This is a genomic window from Microbispora sp. CSR-4, from assembly GCF_008033685.1.
GTDB lineage: Bacteria > Actinomycetota > Actinomycetes > Streptosporangiales > Streptosporangiaceae > Microbispora.
The window spans coordinates 47,864-61,226 of record NZ_VJVX01000017.1; the positions used below are offsets into that span (position 1 = coordinate 47,864).

A 13,363-nucleotide genomic window follows, 5' to 3' on the forward strand; every position below is an offset into this window, starting at 1 on the left:
TGTTGATCTAATCCACAAGCTTGAGGCCCCCCGTGATGAGGTCCTCCCGAAGCGCTGTCGTCTGCTCCTCCGTGGCGTCCACGAGCGGCGGCCGGACGTATCCCGCGTCCTGGCCCACCAGCTTCAACGCCGCCTTGACCATGATCGCCCCCTGGGTGCGGGTCATGATCGCCGAGACCACCGGAAGGAGCTGACGGTGGACGGCCAAAGCGTTCTCGACATCACCGGACCGGTAGGAGTCGACCATCGCGGCCAGCTCGGCGCCCACCACGTGGCCCACCACGCTGACGTACCCGGCCGCGCCGACGGAAAGCCACGGCAGGTTCAGCAGGTCGTCGCCGGAGTAGAAGACGAGATCGGTGGAGGCCATCACCTGCGAGCCCGTGAACAGGTCGCCCTTGGCGTCCTTGACGGCGGCGATGCGCGGGTGCTCGGCCAGCCGGAACAGGGTCTCGATCGTGATGGGCACCCCGGCTCGGCCCGGGATGTCGTACAGCATCACCGGCAGGCCGGTCGCGTCGGCGACGGCCGTGAAGTGCCGGAGCAGACCCTCCTGCGGCGGTTTGTTGTAGTAGGGGGTCACCACCAGGAGACCGTGCGCACCGGCGCGCTCGGCGGCCCTGGCCAGCTCGACGCTGTGCCGCGTGTCGTTGGTGCCGGCACCGGCCACGACGGTGGCCCGGTCGCCGACGGCCTCGACGACCGCGCGCAGGATTCGGTCCTTCTCCTCGTCGGAGGTGGTGGGGGACTCCCCTGTCGTGCCACTGACGACCAGGCCGTCGTTGCGCTGCTCGTCCACGAGATAGGCGGCGAGCCGCTGGACGCCCTCATAGTCGACGGCGCCGTCAGAGGTGAACGGTGTGACCATGGCGGTCAGCGTGCGGCCGAAGGGGGCGTCGGAGGTTCCAGTAGGCGATGCCATAGACCGAACGGTACCCGGATCCGCAGGAGTGATGGACCTCGCCACCCCGTTATGTCCAGTACCGCCCCGTGAGCGGCGCTGACAGCGGAAGAGGCCGCCGATATGTGCTCGGGGGTACACACATCAGCGACCTCTAACCGAAAATCGCCGCGTCTTACGCGGACGTTACACGCCGCTGGCGAGAATTTTCCGGAAGGCCGCGAACAGCGGCTTCTGCACCTCCGGGGGTTCTTAGGGGATCTTCGGGGTCTTCGAGCGGTCTTCGAGGGGTCTCCTGGGGGGCCTCGGGGGTCTTTCGCGAGCCCGCGGGCCTTCACGGGTTTTCGCGAACCCGCGCGGGCCTCCACAGGTTGGCGGAGCCTCCGCCGGCCTGCACGGTTTTCGCGCGAGCCTTCGCGTGCCCTTACGGGTTTGCGCTGGCCTTCGAGCCCCTTCGGGGCGGGCGGCGGGCCGCGGCGGAAGCCGCGACCACGTCAGTGGACCTCGCCTGCGAGGAGCCGCACCCACAGCTCCTCCATGCGCGCGGCCACGAGCCGCTCGGTCTCGCGGACCTCCGGGTTCTTGCCCCGGGTCGTCCGCCGGATGAACAACAGGCCGCCCGCCGCGCACAGCTCATAGATCGTCGGCTTGCACTCGCACGTGTGTCGGCGCACCCGTACGCGATCGCTGCGGTTGGTGGGCTGCATCCATTTGATCCGCTTGTGCCCGTCCCGTGGAGGGCTGGCATGGATACCGTGATAGGGCGGTGGAAGGGGAATATCAGCACCTGGCCGCTTAGCGGCACAATCACCCATTAGCAGCCCTTTCACCAGGTAAAGTTGGAGTCACAGGCCATCCCCGTCACTCTCGGTCGCCCGGCGAATACGCCAAGATTTGGAGGACCCGTCACCCCCTCAGGGATGGATTGATGGCAAACTCTGATCCGGTCTACCTGCGCGTAGTCGAGGACATTCGCCGCCAGATCGTCGACGGCACGCTCCCCCCGGGCGCACCGATCCCCTCGCGGCACCAGATCACCCGGAAATACAGCGTCGGAGAAACGGCCGCCCGCCACGCGCTGCGCGTGCTCGCCCAGGAGGGCCTCATCATCGGCCGGGTGGGCTCCGGCCACCGGGTGCGGGAGAAACCGATCCTGCTCCCGCTCCACCGCAGCCGCTATCCCGAACCGCACGCCGCCTTCGCGAGCGACATGCAGGCGGGCGGCCGACAACCCAGCTGGAGCTGGCGCAGCGAGCTCACCGACGCTCCTCCCGACATCGCCCGCCGGCTCCGCATCGGGGAATGCAGCCCGGTGATCAGAACCCGCTACATCTTCCGCGGGGACGGCCGCCCGGTGCAGTTGCTCACCTCGTACGAGCCGATCGAGCCCGGCCAGAGCCAGGCGCCCGAAGAGGGCACGTACGAACGCAGGAGCGCGGCCTTCCGGCTCGCGGCGAGCGGCCTGCCTGTCACGGAGATCAGCGAGAGCGTGCTCATCCGTGTCCCCCAGCCGACCGAGAGCGACCTGCTCGAACTGCCCGCCGGCGTCCAGGTGCTCCAGATCGAGCGTACGTACTGGACCGGGGAGCGCCCGGTCGAGACCAGCGACGCCGTGGTGCCCGGCGACAGGTTCCGGCTGGTCTACGGCATTCCCAGCCCCCTCTGACTGTCGGTGCCCACTGGTACAACCAATCCGGATCCCCCATCCGGAGGTGCCGATGCGCGTCAAGGACATGCCCCTGGCCGACCAGCCGCGTGAGCGGCTGCTGACGTCGGGAGCCGCCGCGCTCGCCGACAGGGAGTTGCTCGCCCTGCTGCTCGGCTCGGGCAGCAGGGGCGTGAGCGCCGTCGAACTCGCCTCCCAGCTCATCGCCCACTGTGGCGACCTCGGGGAGCTTGCCCGTTCCGAGGCCCACCGGCTGCTCGCCGTCCCAGGTGTGGGCCCCGCCAAGGCCGCCCGTGTGGCGGCCGCGTTCCATCTCGTACGGCGGGCCCAGGCGGAGCCGGAGCGAAGCCGGATCACCTGCTCGGCCGACATCGCTTCGGCTGCCGCTCCCCTGCTGCACGGACAGCCGCGCGAGCGGCTCGTCGTGATCGTGTGCGACGGCCGCGGCGCCGTGCTCCGCCGGACCGTTGTCACCGAGGGCGGCAGCGACCACACTCCCGCGCCCGTCCGCGACATCGTCACGACCGTCCTCCTCTCCGGCGGTGCCGCCTTCGGCCTCGCCCACAACCACCCGAGCGGATCGCTCGACCCCAGCCCCGCCGACGTCGAGGTCACGGCCCGCCTCCACGAGGCCGCCGACACCGTCGGCCTCCGCTTCCTCGACCACGTGATCGTCACCGACACCGCCTGGCGCCGGATCGCGTCTGACGGCCAGGTCGACGACGCGTAGACCATATTAGCTATAGCGGTCTACTACTCCTATACATCTAGCCGGTGGTTGTCTGCTTTGTAGGTAGACGTCCGGTTTCGTCTATCATTCCTTCATGATTGATCGCGACGGTCCGGTGCCGATCTACAAACAGATCGCCGAGATCATCCGAGAGCAGATCGATCACGGCGAGCTCGAGCCGGGCGACGCCGTCCCGAGCGAGACCGAGATGGAAGCCGAATACGGCATCGCCCGCCTCACGGCACGACGCGTCACCCGGGAGCTTCGCGAGCAGGGCCTCGTCTACACCGTCCAAGGCGAAGGAACGTTCGTCGGACAGCCGGGCACTCCACGGTCAGCCGAACGGACGCCTGTCTACCAGCGCATAGCGGCCGAGATCCTGGAACAGATCCGCAACGGAGACCTCGTGCCGAATCGGCGCATTCCGCCGGAGAAGGCGCCGATGAAGCAGTACGGCGTCGCCAAGGCCACCGCTCGCAACGCCGTGGACTTCCTTCGCAAGCAGGGATGGGTGTTCACCGTTCCCCATCGCGGCACTTATGTGTCTTCCCCAGACAACTGGCCGAAGGACTGATCGCACCACCCGAGCGCCGCCTGACCAACCCGACGCCGCCTCGCTGTCTGCGTGAAGGCTTCCGTGGCGCGGTGGCGCTCGTGCTCGGCTCCCTGCAGTTCATGCCCAAGGTGCGGGCTCGCAGGCGAGTCCACCGGGCGCTCGGCCGGGCCTATCTCCTCGGCGTTCCTCGCCGTCACCGCGCGCGTCCTCGTTCCCCTGCTCCTGCTGGTGCAGGCCCCTTCCGCGGGGCCGAAGCGATGGGAGAGCTCGCGAACTCGATGATCCCGGTCGGGCAGACGCTGGGCTGGGTCGTCAACCTGATCGTGGTCGAGACCGTCATCAGGCGGCGCCGCGCGGACGACGCCGGGCCGTTCGGCGCACCGGCCGGCCGGTCGTAGACCAGCGAGGACGTCGAGTGTTGCGGAGCCGCCGGGCCCCGGCAATTATTTCCCCTCATTCCTGGTTGGCTTTGGACAAAGAGGAGGAAGGTCATCATGCCGGTGCCCACACAACCACTGCGCAAGCTGGGTTTTCTGACCATCGGACTGTTCGACGGGGACGACCCGCGCCCGGGACACGAGTCGACGCTGCGGATCATCGAGCTGGGCGAGCGGCTCGGTTTCGACAGCGCCTGGGTGCGGCACCGCCATCTGCAGTACGGCATCTCCTCCCCGGTCGCCATCCTGGCGGCGGCCTCCCAGCGCACCACCCGCATCGAGCTGGGGACGGCGGTCACCCCCCTCGGCTGGGAGAACCCACTACGGCTCGCCGAAGACCTTGCCACGGTGGACATCCTGTCCGGGGGCCGGCTCAACCCGGGCGTCAGCGTCGGGCCCCCGATGCACTACGACCAGGTCAAGGACGCGCTCCACCCCGGGACCGCCGACCTGGAGGACTTCAGTTACGAGCGGGTGCGCCGGTTGCTGTCCTTCGTACGCGGCGAGCCGGTCACCGATTTCAGCGGCACCGAGGGGTTCGAGGTCTTCTCCGACCGGGTCCAGCCGCACTCGCCGGGGCTGGGCGATCGCATGTGGTACGGCGGCGCCAGCCTCCGCTCGGCCCGATGGGCGGGCGAACACGGCATGAACTTCCTGACCAGCAGCGTCGTCAAGGCGGAGGAGTCGGAGGACTTCGCCGAGATCCAGCTCTCCCACATTCGGGAGTTCCGCGACCGCCACCCCGACGGGCAGAAGGCCCGCGTCTCCCAGGGGCTGGTCGTCATCCCCACCGACACGGCGACGCCGGAGCAGCGGGCCAAGTACGAGGAGTACGCCGCCGAGCGCACGCCCCGCACCGCCGCACCGCAGGGACCTGCCCGCATGATGTTCGCGCCCGATCTCGTCGGCAGCTCGGCGGAAATCGCCGAGCGGCTGTACGCGCACGCCGCCTTCCGGGAGATCGACGAGGTCGCGTTCGCGCTGCCGTTCACCTTCGGCCACGAGGACTACGTGCAGATCCTCACCGACATCGCCACGAGGCTGGGGCCCGAACTCGGCTGGCGACCCGCGACAGGGCCGGACGGGGCAGCGCCCCCGGTCGCGGGCTGACCGGGCCCCTCAGAACGCGTCCTCAGAAAAAGATCGCCTTGTGCGGGAACATATCCGTCTTCCAGACTATTCCTACCAAATAACCAGCTAATTGCTGGACGGCAACGCCGCGGAGGAACACCCGCACGGAGAGAAGAGGACGAGCCCACCATGACCGATCGTCGCCTGTCGCTCGCCGTCGATCTGGACGGAGACGGCGCCCATCCGGCCTCCTGGCGCCACAGTGGCCGCCCACCCGCGCACACGCTGACGGCCGCGGCGCTGCGGCGGGTCGTCACCGAGGCGGAGGCGGCCGGCTTCACGCTCGCCACCTTCGCCGACTCCCCGCTCCCGGCCGGCCCCGCGCCGGACGACGCCGGGCGCCTGGAGGCGGGCACCCGGGCCGCGTTCGCCGCCCTTCTGACCAGCGGCATCGGGCTCGCCCCCACGCTGCACACGACCACGACGGAGCCGTTCCACCTGGCCACGCAGCTGGCGAGCCTGGACCACGCCAGCCGGGGCCGGGCGGCCTGGGTGGTCGGCGCGGCCGACGGCGACGACGCCTTCGCCACCATCGGGGCGCGGGCGCTCACCGGCGAGGACGCGCGGCGTGAGGCGGCCGACGTCATCGAGGTGGCCCGCCTGCTGTGGGACTCCTGGGAGGACGACGCGGTGATCAAGGACGTGGCCACCGGCCGCTACCTCGACTCCGGCCGCGTCCATCACGTCAACTACATCGGGACGAACTTCACCATCTCGGGACCTCTCATCACACCGCGCCCGCCGCAGGGCCAGGTCGTCGTGCTCGCCCCGGCCGCCCTGGAACTCGACGCCCTGGCCGACGTGGTGCTCGTGAGCGAGACCGATCCCGACGCGCTCGCCCGCCGGGCACGGCAGGCCAAGGACGCGGGCGCGGCGCTCGCGTTCGCCGAGATCGAGGTCGTGCTCGACGCCGCCGAACCGGCGGCGCGGAGGCTCGCCGTCCTGGACGCGGCGACGCCGTGGCCGGACTCGGGACGCCTGCGTTACACCGGACCGGCCGGCGGGCTCGTGGCACTGCTGCGTTCGCTCCCCCCGGCCGTCGACGGGGTTCGCCTGCACCCCGCCGTCCTCGCCGCCGACCTGCCGGTGCTCGCCGCGGACGTGCTGCCCGCGCTCGCCGCGGCGGGCCTGCACGCACCGCCCGTGCCCGGGGCCACGCTCCGTACGACGCTGGGCCTGCCCCATCCCGCCAACCGCTTCGCCGCCGTCGCGAGCGCGACCGTCTGAAGGGACGCCCCATGACCTCCCCCAGCCCGACCGGCGCCCCCTACGACCCGCACGCCCAGGTGCACCTCGGCGTGTTCTATCCCGGGGTCGGCCCCCAGCTCATCTGGACGGATCCGCACGCCGCATCCCACACCGCGATCGAGACCTTCGTCCACGTCGCGCAGCTCCTGGAGCGCGGGCTGTTCGACGCGTTCTTCCTCGGCGAGGGGCTCCGCGTACGGGAGAACCGCGGACGTGTGCACGACCTGGACGTGGCCGGCCGCCCCGACGCGATCACCCAGCTCTCCGCCCTCGCCGCGGTGACCGAGCGGATCGGCCTGGTCGCCACGCAGAACACGACCTACAACTTCCCCGCCGACCTGGCCCGCCGCCTGGCGAGCCTGGACTTCCTGTCCGGCGGACGGGCCGGCTGGAACATCGTCACCACCGACAACGCCTGGACGGGCGCGAACTTCCGCCACGGCGGCTGGCTTGCCCATGAGCGCCGTTACGAGCGGGCCACGCAGTTCGTGGAGGCGGCCAAGGAGCTGTGGGCGTCCTGGGCGCCGGACGCGATCGCCGAGTCAGGAGAGGAGGCGTCCTGGGCACGGCCCGGCGCGATCCGCGAGGTCGGACGCGACACCGACCTGGTACGGCTGCGCGCCCGCGCCACCGTTCCGGCCAGCCCCCAGGGACGGCCGGTGCTGTTCCAGGCGGGCGACTCCGACGGCGGCCGCGAGCTGGCGGCCCGTCATGCCGACGTGGTGTTCTCGGCCAACACCGACTATGACAAGGCCGTCGCCTACGCCGCCGATCTGCGGGCCCGGCTGGCCCGTCACGGCCGCTCGCCGGACTCGCTGCGCATCCTGCCCGGCGCCTCGGTGATCATCGGCGACACTCCGGAAGAGGCGAGAGAGCGCGCCGAGTGGGTGTTCGCGGAGCAGGTCTCGCCACCCCGGGCGATCGCGTTCCTGGAGCAGTACTGGAACACCGACCTGTCGGCCTACGATCCGCACGGCCCGCTGCCCGACATCGAGCCGAGCGCGGCCGAGCTGGACCCCTCTCGCGGCACGCTCCCCATCGAGCGGCGCACCGGCAAGCTCGCCACCATCGCCCGGTGGCGGGAGCAGGCCGCGGCGGAGAACCTGTCGATCCTGCAGCTCGTCCGCCGGGTCACGCCGCGCGAGCGCGCCTTCGTCGGCACCGCGTCGCAAGTCGCCGACGAATGGGTGCGATACGTCCGTACGCGTGCGGTGGACGGGTTCAACATCAGCCCGCACCTGCTCCCCTCCTCTCTGGAGGACATCGTGAACAAGCTGATTCCGGAGTTGCAGGACAGGGGCGCCTACCGCACCGAGTACACCGGGACGACGTTGCGCGAGCACCTCGACCTGCCCGCGGTGTCCGGAGGGCCGGACGCGGCGGGCCCTGTGACGTAGCGCGGCCGGCTGCCGCGCGAGGTGGGCGACCACCTCACGCGGCGGTCTCGACGAGGCGCTCCCGCGGGTCATGACCGAGCGGTACGCTCCTGAGGGTCGCGCACCGGACCGCCCCAGAGGCGCCCGGTGGTATCACCCTCGTTCACCCGGCGGCCTCACCGGTTGCCTGGGGTCGATGCGGAACAATCTCCCGGAGGAGCCGCGGGGGCGGCGCGAGGCCCGTGCCGGTCGACACGCTCGACGGCACGAACGGCTCAGCCGATCAGGGCCAGCGCCTTGTCGCTCAGGCCGGCCGGGGCGGTCTTCGGGCTGCCTGCCGAGTAGGGCGGCCGCGGGTCGTACTCGATCGCGAGTTGCACGGTCTGCGCCGTCTCCTCGTCGTGCGTCGCGGCCAGCAGGCTCAGGGCCATGTCGATGCCGGCGGACACCCCCGCCGCCGTCACGATCTTGCCGTCGATGACCACGCGCTCGCCGACCGGCTCGGCGCCGAACCCGGCGAGCTGGTCGAGCCATCCCCAGTGGGTCGTCGCCCTGCGGCCCTTCAGCAGCCCCGCCGCGCCCAGCAGGAACGAGCCGCTGCACACCGAGGTCGTCCACCGGGTGCCCTCGTGGGCCCGTGCGATCCAGCTCAGCAACTCCGTGTCGGACAGCGCCTCGATCGTCCCCGGCCCTCCCGGCACGACGACCACGTCCGGCGCGGGCAGGTCGCCGTACGACGCGGTGGCCGCGAGGCTCAGGCTGCCCCGGTCGTCGAGCACCGGCCCGGGCTCGGCCGCGACGAACGTGACCGTGCAGCCCGGCGCGAACGCGAGCACCGTGTACGGCCCGACGGCGTCGAGCGCGGTGAACCGGGGATAGAGCGGAATCGCGATGTTCATGATCTGCTGCTTTCCTTCGACCGGAACCGGCGGCGGTAGTCGCCGGGTGAGACGCGCCAATGACGGCGGAAGACCCGATAGAGGGTCTCGGGGACGCCGAGCCCCGACTCCCTGGCCACCCGGTCCAGGGGATGCGCGGTGGTCTCCAGCAGCCGCCGGGCGGCGTCGGCCCTGCTGCGTTCGACGTACCTGCCGGGTGAGACCCCGGTCTGCTCGGTGAAGACGCGGGAGAAGTGCCGCTCGCTCATCCCGGCCCGCCGGGCGAGCGCGGGCACGCTCAGGTCCTCGGCCGGGTTGGCGTCGATGAACGCCTGGATCTCGCGCAGCGGCTCGGCACGCGGGACGGCGGCCCGCATCGGGGCGCTGAACTGGCTCTGCCCGCCCGGCCGGTGCAGATACACCACGAGTCCGCGGGCGACGTTCCGGGCGATCGTGTGGCCGTGGTCGTCGACCACGAGCGCCAGGGCGAGGTCCACTCCCGAGCTGACCCCGGCCGAGGTCCAGACGTTCCCGTCGCGGATGTAGATGGGATCGGCGTCCACCTCGACGTCCGGGTAGCGGTCGGCCAGCTCGCCCGCGACCAGCCAGTGGGTGGTCGCGCGCCTGCCGTCGAGCAGCCCGGCCTCCGCGAGCAGGAAGCTCCCGTTGCAGACGGAGGCGACGCGCCGGGCCCCGGCCGCCAGCCGTGTGATGCCCGCGACCAGTTCACGATCCCGCAGGTGTTCCGGCATCGACAGCCCGCCCACGACCAGCAGCGTGTCGATCGGCCCCGCGACCTCGGCCAGCGGGGTCTCCGCGAGGGTCGCGATCCCGTTCTGAGCCGGTATGGCCCCGGCGCGCACGGCCGTCACCTCAAGCCGATAGCCGGCCTCCGGCACGATCAGGTTCGCCGTGGAGAAGACGTCGGCCGGCCCGGCGAGGTCGAACATCTGAAAGCCATCGAAGATCACGATGACCACGCGTCGCTGCATGCCCTCAATGCTCGCGACCAGGACTTGATGGCGTCAACGACATGAACATTGCACATCACGCCATAACCAAAAGCATCATCCCAGGTCGGGCACCTGAATACCAATGGCGTTAGATTTGAACCACGCTTTGCGGCGCCGTCGGAAGCAGGCGCCGAGGAGGTGGCCGGGACGATGCCGAGCGCTCGAGAACTCAAAGACAGGCTCTTCGCCGCGATCAACAGTCACGACCTCTATGACGTGCTGGACTGTTACGCGCCCGACGCCGTGTACATCAGCCCGGCGGGCATCGCGGAGGGCCATGAGCAGATCGCCTGGGCCTACGAGGACCTCTGCAAGGTCTTCCCCGACATCTACTACACCGCCTGGTACAAGGCCCCCTGCGATGACCCCGCCTTCACCGAGTACACGATGACCGGCACGCACATGGGCGCGCTCCTGCTGCCGGGCGGCCGGGTGGCGGCCGCGACGGGCCGTCGCATAACGGTGCGGGGCAGCTGCGCCTGCGCGGTCGAGAACGGCAAGATCGTCACCGATCGCGATTACTACGACCAGCTGGAGCTCTACTCCCAGCTCGGCATCGACCTCGAATCGCCGCCGGAATCCTGAGCCCCGGCGGAACGACAGCCGCACCGGAAAGCGACCACGACGGCCGGTCGCAGTCGGTCACCGCGCCCGGATACGACCTCACGCCTCACTCACGCCGCTGATCTCACCGCGAACGACCGTCTCCTTGCCCGAGCCACGGCCGGGGCTGAAGCGGCGCACCACCTCCGCGCGGTCGAGCCCGCGAAAGAAGGCCGCGCTGAAAATCTCGCCAGCGGTCCGCCGCCTCCGCACCGAGACCCGTTGAGCCACTGGAACGGCGCCAGGGGATCGATCGTCGTCATGCGGGACATCGTGGCGGGCCGCACCGACAATCCGGCCGAGCGAGCGTCATTCCTCGCCGGAGAACCGGCCCCAGGCGGACTGCCGGGTCATGCCGAGCGCGGCCCCGATCCTGGCCCAGGTGACGCCCCGGTCGCGCGCCCGCTGGACCCAGACCTTCAGGTTGTCCTCGACCTGCGCGCCGACCTCGGCGATCCGCGGAAGGAACTCCAGGATCTGCTCGTCGGTCATGCTCTCGGTGTACGGGATCTCCGGAGCCTCGATGGACTGGGCCGCCAGGATCTCGGCGCAGAGCCCGACGCACTCGTTGCAGATGTAGACGCCGGCACCGGCGATCACCTTGGCTACGGCGGTCTTCGGCTTGGAACAGAACGAGCAGCGGATGTCCTGGTCCGCCAGGGAAGGAGCAGGCACGACGCCTCCAAGGGGGGTGAGCTGTCAGGTTGTTCCTGACGTGCACGGCCAAAAGCTACACCGTCAGGATCAGCCTGACAACCGATCACCCGGAAAGCGGCCGCGCCGCCGGCTCAGCTCTTGGGGCCGAAGGCGTGCGAGACCTCTCCCTTACGGCCGCAGCGCGGGCAGGGCCGGTAGCGCCCCGACCACCAGGTGGCCTTGAGCGTGCCGCTTCCCTTGCACTTGGGGCATTTCGACAGGTAGTTGCGTATGTAATCGAAGACGAGCCAGACGCCGAAGAAGGCCCCGGCGAGGACGAGAACGGTCTGGGAATCCACCATGGCTCCGTGGTCGGGGGACGGACCGGCGACGAAGGCGCCGCCGTACGGAAGCCGGTCGCACGGGGGCGCGGTCACCGTCACTCACCGGCCGGGCGAACCAGTGCCGGAGGCGGGCGCGGGTGGTCACCCGCGCCCAGGGCGCGCGCATGGCCTGCGAGGGGACGCCCATCGTTGCCTCCGGGAACACTGGTCGCACGTGAGAGGACGCCGCACCACCTCCGGCCGGTGACAGCCGGACGCCCATTGGCTGGAGTCACAACTTTGGAGTCTCAGCTTCAAAGCCACAGCGTTGGAGCCACAGTGTCTGACCACACAGTGTTGGAGCCACGGTGTCGGAGCCACAGCGCCCCGGGGGCGGGGCGGTCCTCAGACTCCCTCGGGCTGGAGCTCCGCCGCCTGCTCCACGTCCGCCCCGGGCCGCCGCAGGACCACGTACGCGACCACGAAGGCGCCGACCAGCAGGGCGAGGGAGACCGTGAAGGCCAGCCGGTAGCCGCCGGTCAGCGCGACCGCCTCGCTCGCCCCGCCCGCCAGCAGCCCGTCCGTACGGGAGGCGGCGAGCGTGGACAGCAGGGCGACGCCGGCGGCCATGCCGACCTGCTGGGTCGTGTTGAAGAACCCCGAGACCAGGCCCGCGTCGTCGGGGCGGGCGTCGGACATGCCGAGCGCGGGCAGCGCCGGAAGCACCAGCCCGGCGCCCATGATGAGCACCATAACGGGAAGCAGATCGGTCACGTAATGCGCGTCGACAGGGACGCGGGCGAGCCAGGCCATCGCACCGATCAGCAGCACCAGGCCGCCCAGCAGTACGGCACGCGCGCCGAAGCGGGTGCTCAGGCGAGGGGACGCGAACAGCGACACCCCCGCGATGGACACCGCCGCCGGAAGCATGGCCAGCCCGGTGCCGAACGCGTCATAGCGGAGCACATGCTGCAGGAACAGCGCGACGATGACCTGGAAGGCGAACATCGCGCCCACGGTCAGCACCTGCACGAGGTTGGCCCCGGCGACGGCGCGTGAGCGGAGGATCCGCAGCGGCATGAGCGGGGTGCGGGCGGTGGCCTGCCGGACGAGGAACGCGGCCAGCAGCACGAGCGCCATCACGCCGAACCACAGGGAGCGCGGGCCATACCGCTCGATCTGGACCACGGCGTAGATGCCCAGCATGAGACCGGCCGTGACCAGCAGGGCGCCCAGGGCGTCCGCGCCGGCCGCCAGGCCGAGCCCCCGGTCGGCCGGCAGCGCCCGGAGCGCCAGCACGATCGTGACCACGCCGATCGGCACGTTGATCAGGAAGATGTAGTTCCAGCCCAGCGCGTCGGTGAGGACTCCGCCGAGCACCGCGCCCAGCGACGCCCCGGCGGCGCCGGTGAAGCTGAAGACGCCGATGGCCTTCGCCCGCTCCCCCGCGTCCGTGAACGTCGTCACCAGGATGCCGAGCACGACCGCCGAGGCCATGGCGCTGCCGACGCCCTGGAGGAAGCGGGCGCCGATCAGCATCCCCGGGCTGCCGGCGGCTCCGGCGAGCAGGGACGCGGCGGCGAAGACGGCGTTGCCCGCCAGGAACATGGTCCGGCGGCCGATCAGGTCGCCCAGCCGACCGGCCAGCAGGAGCAGTCCGCCGAACGCGATGAGGTAGGCGTTGACGGTCCAGCTCAGCTCGGCGGGCGCGAAGCCGAGGTCCCGCTGGATGGCGGGCATGGCCACGGTAACGATGCTGCCGTCGAGCACCGTCATCAGCATCGTGGCGGACAGCACGCCCAGCACGAGCAGACGGGATCGGGATATCCGCGACATGGGTCGCCTCCTGTTCATGAGGAACAGAA

Annotated in this window: 15 protein-coding genes; 8 read left to right on the forward strand and 7 right to left on the reverse strand. The window is 70.6% G+C overall.

Annotation, left to right across the window (positions count from 1 at the left end; translation table 11 throughout):
- Positions 1-7: 7 nt before the first annotated feature.
- Positions 8-922 carry a 4-hydroxy-tetrahydrodipicolinate synthase gene (dapA, locus tag FLV34_RS15110; protein WP_142649899.1) on the reverse strand — a complete coding sequence of 305 codons (915 nt, stop codon included), beginning with the start codon at positions 920-922 and terminating at the stop codon, positions 8-10.
- A gap of 473 nt (positions 923-1,395) precedes the next feature.
- Positions 1,396-1,608 (reverse strand): hypothetical protein, encoded by a 213-nt coding sequence (locus FLV34_RS15115; RefSeq protein WP_240971803.1) that lies wholly within the window; start codon positions 1,606-1,608, stop codon positions 1,396-1,398.
- Between the two features lie 221 nt (positions 1,609-1,829).
- Between FLV34_RS15115 and FLV34_RS15120 the strand changes: the two genes are divergently transcribed.
- The 7 genes from FLV34_RS15120 to FLV34_RS15145 all read left to right on the forward strand — a co-directional run bounded on the left by FLV34_RS15120 (position 1,830) and on the right by FLV34_RS15145 (position 8,066).
- On the forward strand, positions 1,830-2,567 hold the full coding sequence (locus FLV34_RS15120) for a GntR family transcriptional regulator (RefSeq protein WP_142649900.1): 738 nt from the start codon (positions 1,830-1,832) through the stop codon (positions 2,565-2,567).
- Between the two features lie 52 nt (positions 2,568-2,619).
- Positions 2,620-3,297 (forward strand): RadC family protein, encoded by a 678-nt coding sequence (locus FLV34_RS15125; protein WP_142649901.1) that lies wholly within the window; start codon positions 2,620-2,622, stop codon positions 3,295-3,297.
- 94 nt (positions 3,298-3,391) lie between these two features.
- A complete protein-coding gene (locus FLV34_RS15130; RefSeq protein WP_147943394.1) occupies positions 3,392-3,871 on the forward strand; it encodes a GntR family transcriptional regulator in 480 nt (159 codons plus the stop codon).
- Positions 3,872-4,110: 239 nt separating this feature from the next.
- The gene (locus FLV34_RS40455; protein WP_187280644.1) at positions 4,111-4,251 is read left to right on the forward strand and encodes a hypothetical protein; all 141 of its coding nucleotides are present in this window, start codon (positions 4,111-4,113) and stop codon (positions 4,249-4,251) included.
- Between the two features lie 96 nt (positions 4,252-4,347).
- Positions 4,348-5,400: an LLM class flavin-dependent oxidoreductase gene (locus tag FLV34_RS15135; RefSeq protein WP_147943395.1), complete on the forward strand. Its 1,053-nt coding sequence runs from the start codon at positions 4,348-4,350 to the stop codon at positions 5,398-5,400.
- 150 nt (positions 5,401-5,550) lie between these two features.
- Positions 5,551-6,648, forward strand: a complete 1,098-nt coding sequence (locus FLV34_RS15140) for an LLM class flavin-dependent oxidoreductase (RefSeq protein ID WP_147943396.1) — start codon at positions 5,551-5,553, stop codon at positions 6,646-6,648.
- An 11-nt stretch (positions 6,649-6,659) separates the two neighbouring features.
- A complete protein-coding gene (locus FLV34_RS15145) occupies positions 6,660-8,066 on the forward strand; it encodes an NtaA/DmoA family FMN-dependent monooxygenase (RefSeq protein WP_142649905.1) in 1,407 nt (468 codons plus the stop codon).
- A gap of 254 nt (positions 8,067-8,320) precedes the next feature.
- On the opposite strand, the gene FLV34_RS15150 is transcribed toward FLV34_RS15145, so the two are convergent.
- Positions 8,321-8,944, reverse strand: a complete 624-nt coding sequence (locus FLV34_RS15150; RefSeq protein ID WP_142649906.1) for a DJ-1/PfpI family protein — start codon at positions 8,942-8,944, stop codon at positions 8,321-8,323.
- Positions 8,941-9,915, reverse strand: a complete 975-nt coding sequence (locus FLV34_RS15155; protein WP_142649907.1) for a GlxA family transcriptional regulator — start codon at positions 9,913-9,915, stop codon at positions 8,941-8,943. The genes FLV34_RS15150 and FLV34_RS15155 overlap by 4 nt, the downstream gene beginning before the upstream one ends.
- A gap of 171 nt (positions 9,916-10,086) precedes the next feature.
- On the opposite strand from FLV34_RS15155, the gene FLV34_RS15160 reads away from it, so the two are divergent.
- Positions 10,087-10,521 carry an ester cyclase gene (locus tag FLV34_RS15160; protein ID WP_142649908.1) on the forward strand — a complete coding sequence of 145 codons (435 nt, stop codon included), beginning with the start codon at positions 10,087-10,089 and terminating at the stop codon, positions 10,519-10,521.
- Between the two features lie 327 nt (positions 10,522-10,848).
- Here the strand turns inward: FLV34_RS15160 and FLV34_RS15165 are convergent, their stop codons facing one another.
- From FLV34_RS15165 to FLV34_RS15175, 3 genes are all read right to left on the reverse strand, one after another.
- Positions 10,849-11,214: a ClpX C4-type zinc finger protein gene (locus FLV34_RS15165; RefSeq protein WP_142649909.1), complete on the reverse strand. Its 366-nt coding sequence runs from the start codon at positions 11,212-11,214 to the stop codon at positions 10,849-10,851.
- A 113-nt stretch (positions 11,215-11,327) separates the two neighbouring features.
- Positions 11,328-11,612 (reverse strand): hypothetical protein, encoded by a 285-nt coding sequence (locus tag FLV34_RS15170; protein WP_142649910.1) that lies wholly within the window; start codon positions 11,610-11,612, stop codon positions 11,328-11,330.
- A gap of 291 nt (positions 11,613-11,903) precedes the next feature.
- Positions 11,904-13,334, reverse strand: coding sequence for an MFS transporter (locus FLV34_RS15175; protein ID WP_222709518.1), 1,431 nt, complete (start codon positions 13,332-13,334; stop codon positions 11,904-11,906).
- Between the last annotated feature and the right edge of the window lie 29 nt (positions 13,335-13,363).

Excerpts from the sequence above, each read along its gene's own strand:
- FLV34_RS15145 (WP_142649905.1), top strand. The coding sequence starts at position 6,660 with ATGACCTCCCCCAGCCCGACCGGCGCCCCCTACGACCCGCACGCCCAG.
- FLV34_RS15130 (WP_147943394.1), top strand. The coding sequence starts at position 3,392 with ATGATTGATCGCGACGGTCCGGTGCCGATCTACAAACAGATCGCCGAG.
- FLV34_RS15125 (WP_142649901.1), top strand. The coding sequence starts at position 2,620 with ATGCGCGTCAAGGACATGCCCCTGGCCGACCAGCCGCGTGAGCGGCTG.
- FLV34_RS15120 (WP_142649900.1), top strand. The coding sequence starts at position 1,830 with ATGGCAAACTCTGATCCGGTCTACCTGCGCGTAGTCGAGGACATTCGC.
- FLV34_RS40455 (WP_187280644.1), top strand. The coding sequence starts at position 4,111 with ATGGGAGAGCTCGCGAACTCGATGATCCCGGTCGGGCAGACGCTGGGC.
- FLV34_RS15155 (WP_142649907.1), bottom strand. The coding sequence starts at position 9,915 with ATGCAGCGACGCGTGGTCATCGTGATCTTCGATGGCTTTCAGATGTTC.
- dapA (WP_142649899.1), bottom strand. The coding sequence starts at position 922 with ATGGCATCGCCTACTGGAACCTCCGACGCCCCCTTCGGCCGCACGCTG.
- FLV34_RS15135 (WP_147943395.1), top strand. The coding sequence starts at position 4,348 with ATGCCGGTGCCCACACAACCACTGCGCAAGCTGGGTTTTCTGACCATC.
- FLV34_RS15150 (WP_142649906.1), bottom strand. The coding sequence starts at position 8,944 with ATGAACATCGCGATTCCGCTCTATCCCCGGTTCACCGCGCTCGACGCC.
- FLV34_RS15115 (WP_240971803.1), bottom strand. The coding sequence starts at position 1,608 with ATGCAGCCCACCAACCGCAGCGATCGCGTACGGGTGCGCCGACACACG.
- FLV34_RS15160 (WP_142649908.1), top strand. The coding sequence starts at position 10,087 with ATGCCGAGCGCTCGAGAACTCAAAGACAGGCTCTTCGCCGCGATCAAC.
- FLV34_RS15140 (WP_147943396.1), top strand. The coding sequence starts at position 5,551 with ATGACCGATCGTCGCCTGTCGCTCGCCGTCGATCTGGACGGAGACGGC.
- FLV34_RS15175 (WP_222709518.1), bottom strand. The coding sequence starts at position 13,334 with ATGTCGCGGATATCCCGATCCCGTCTGCTCGTGCTGGGCGTGCTGTCC.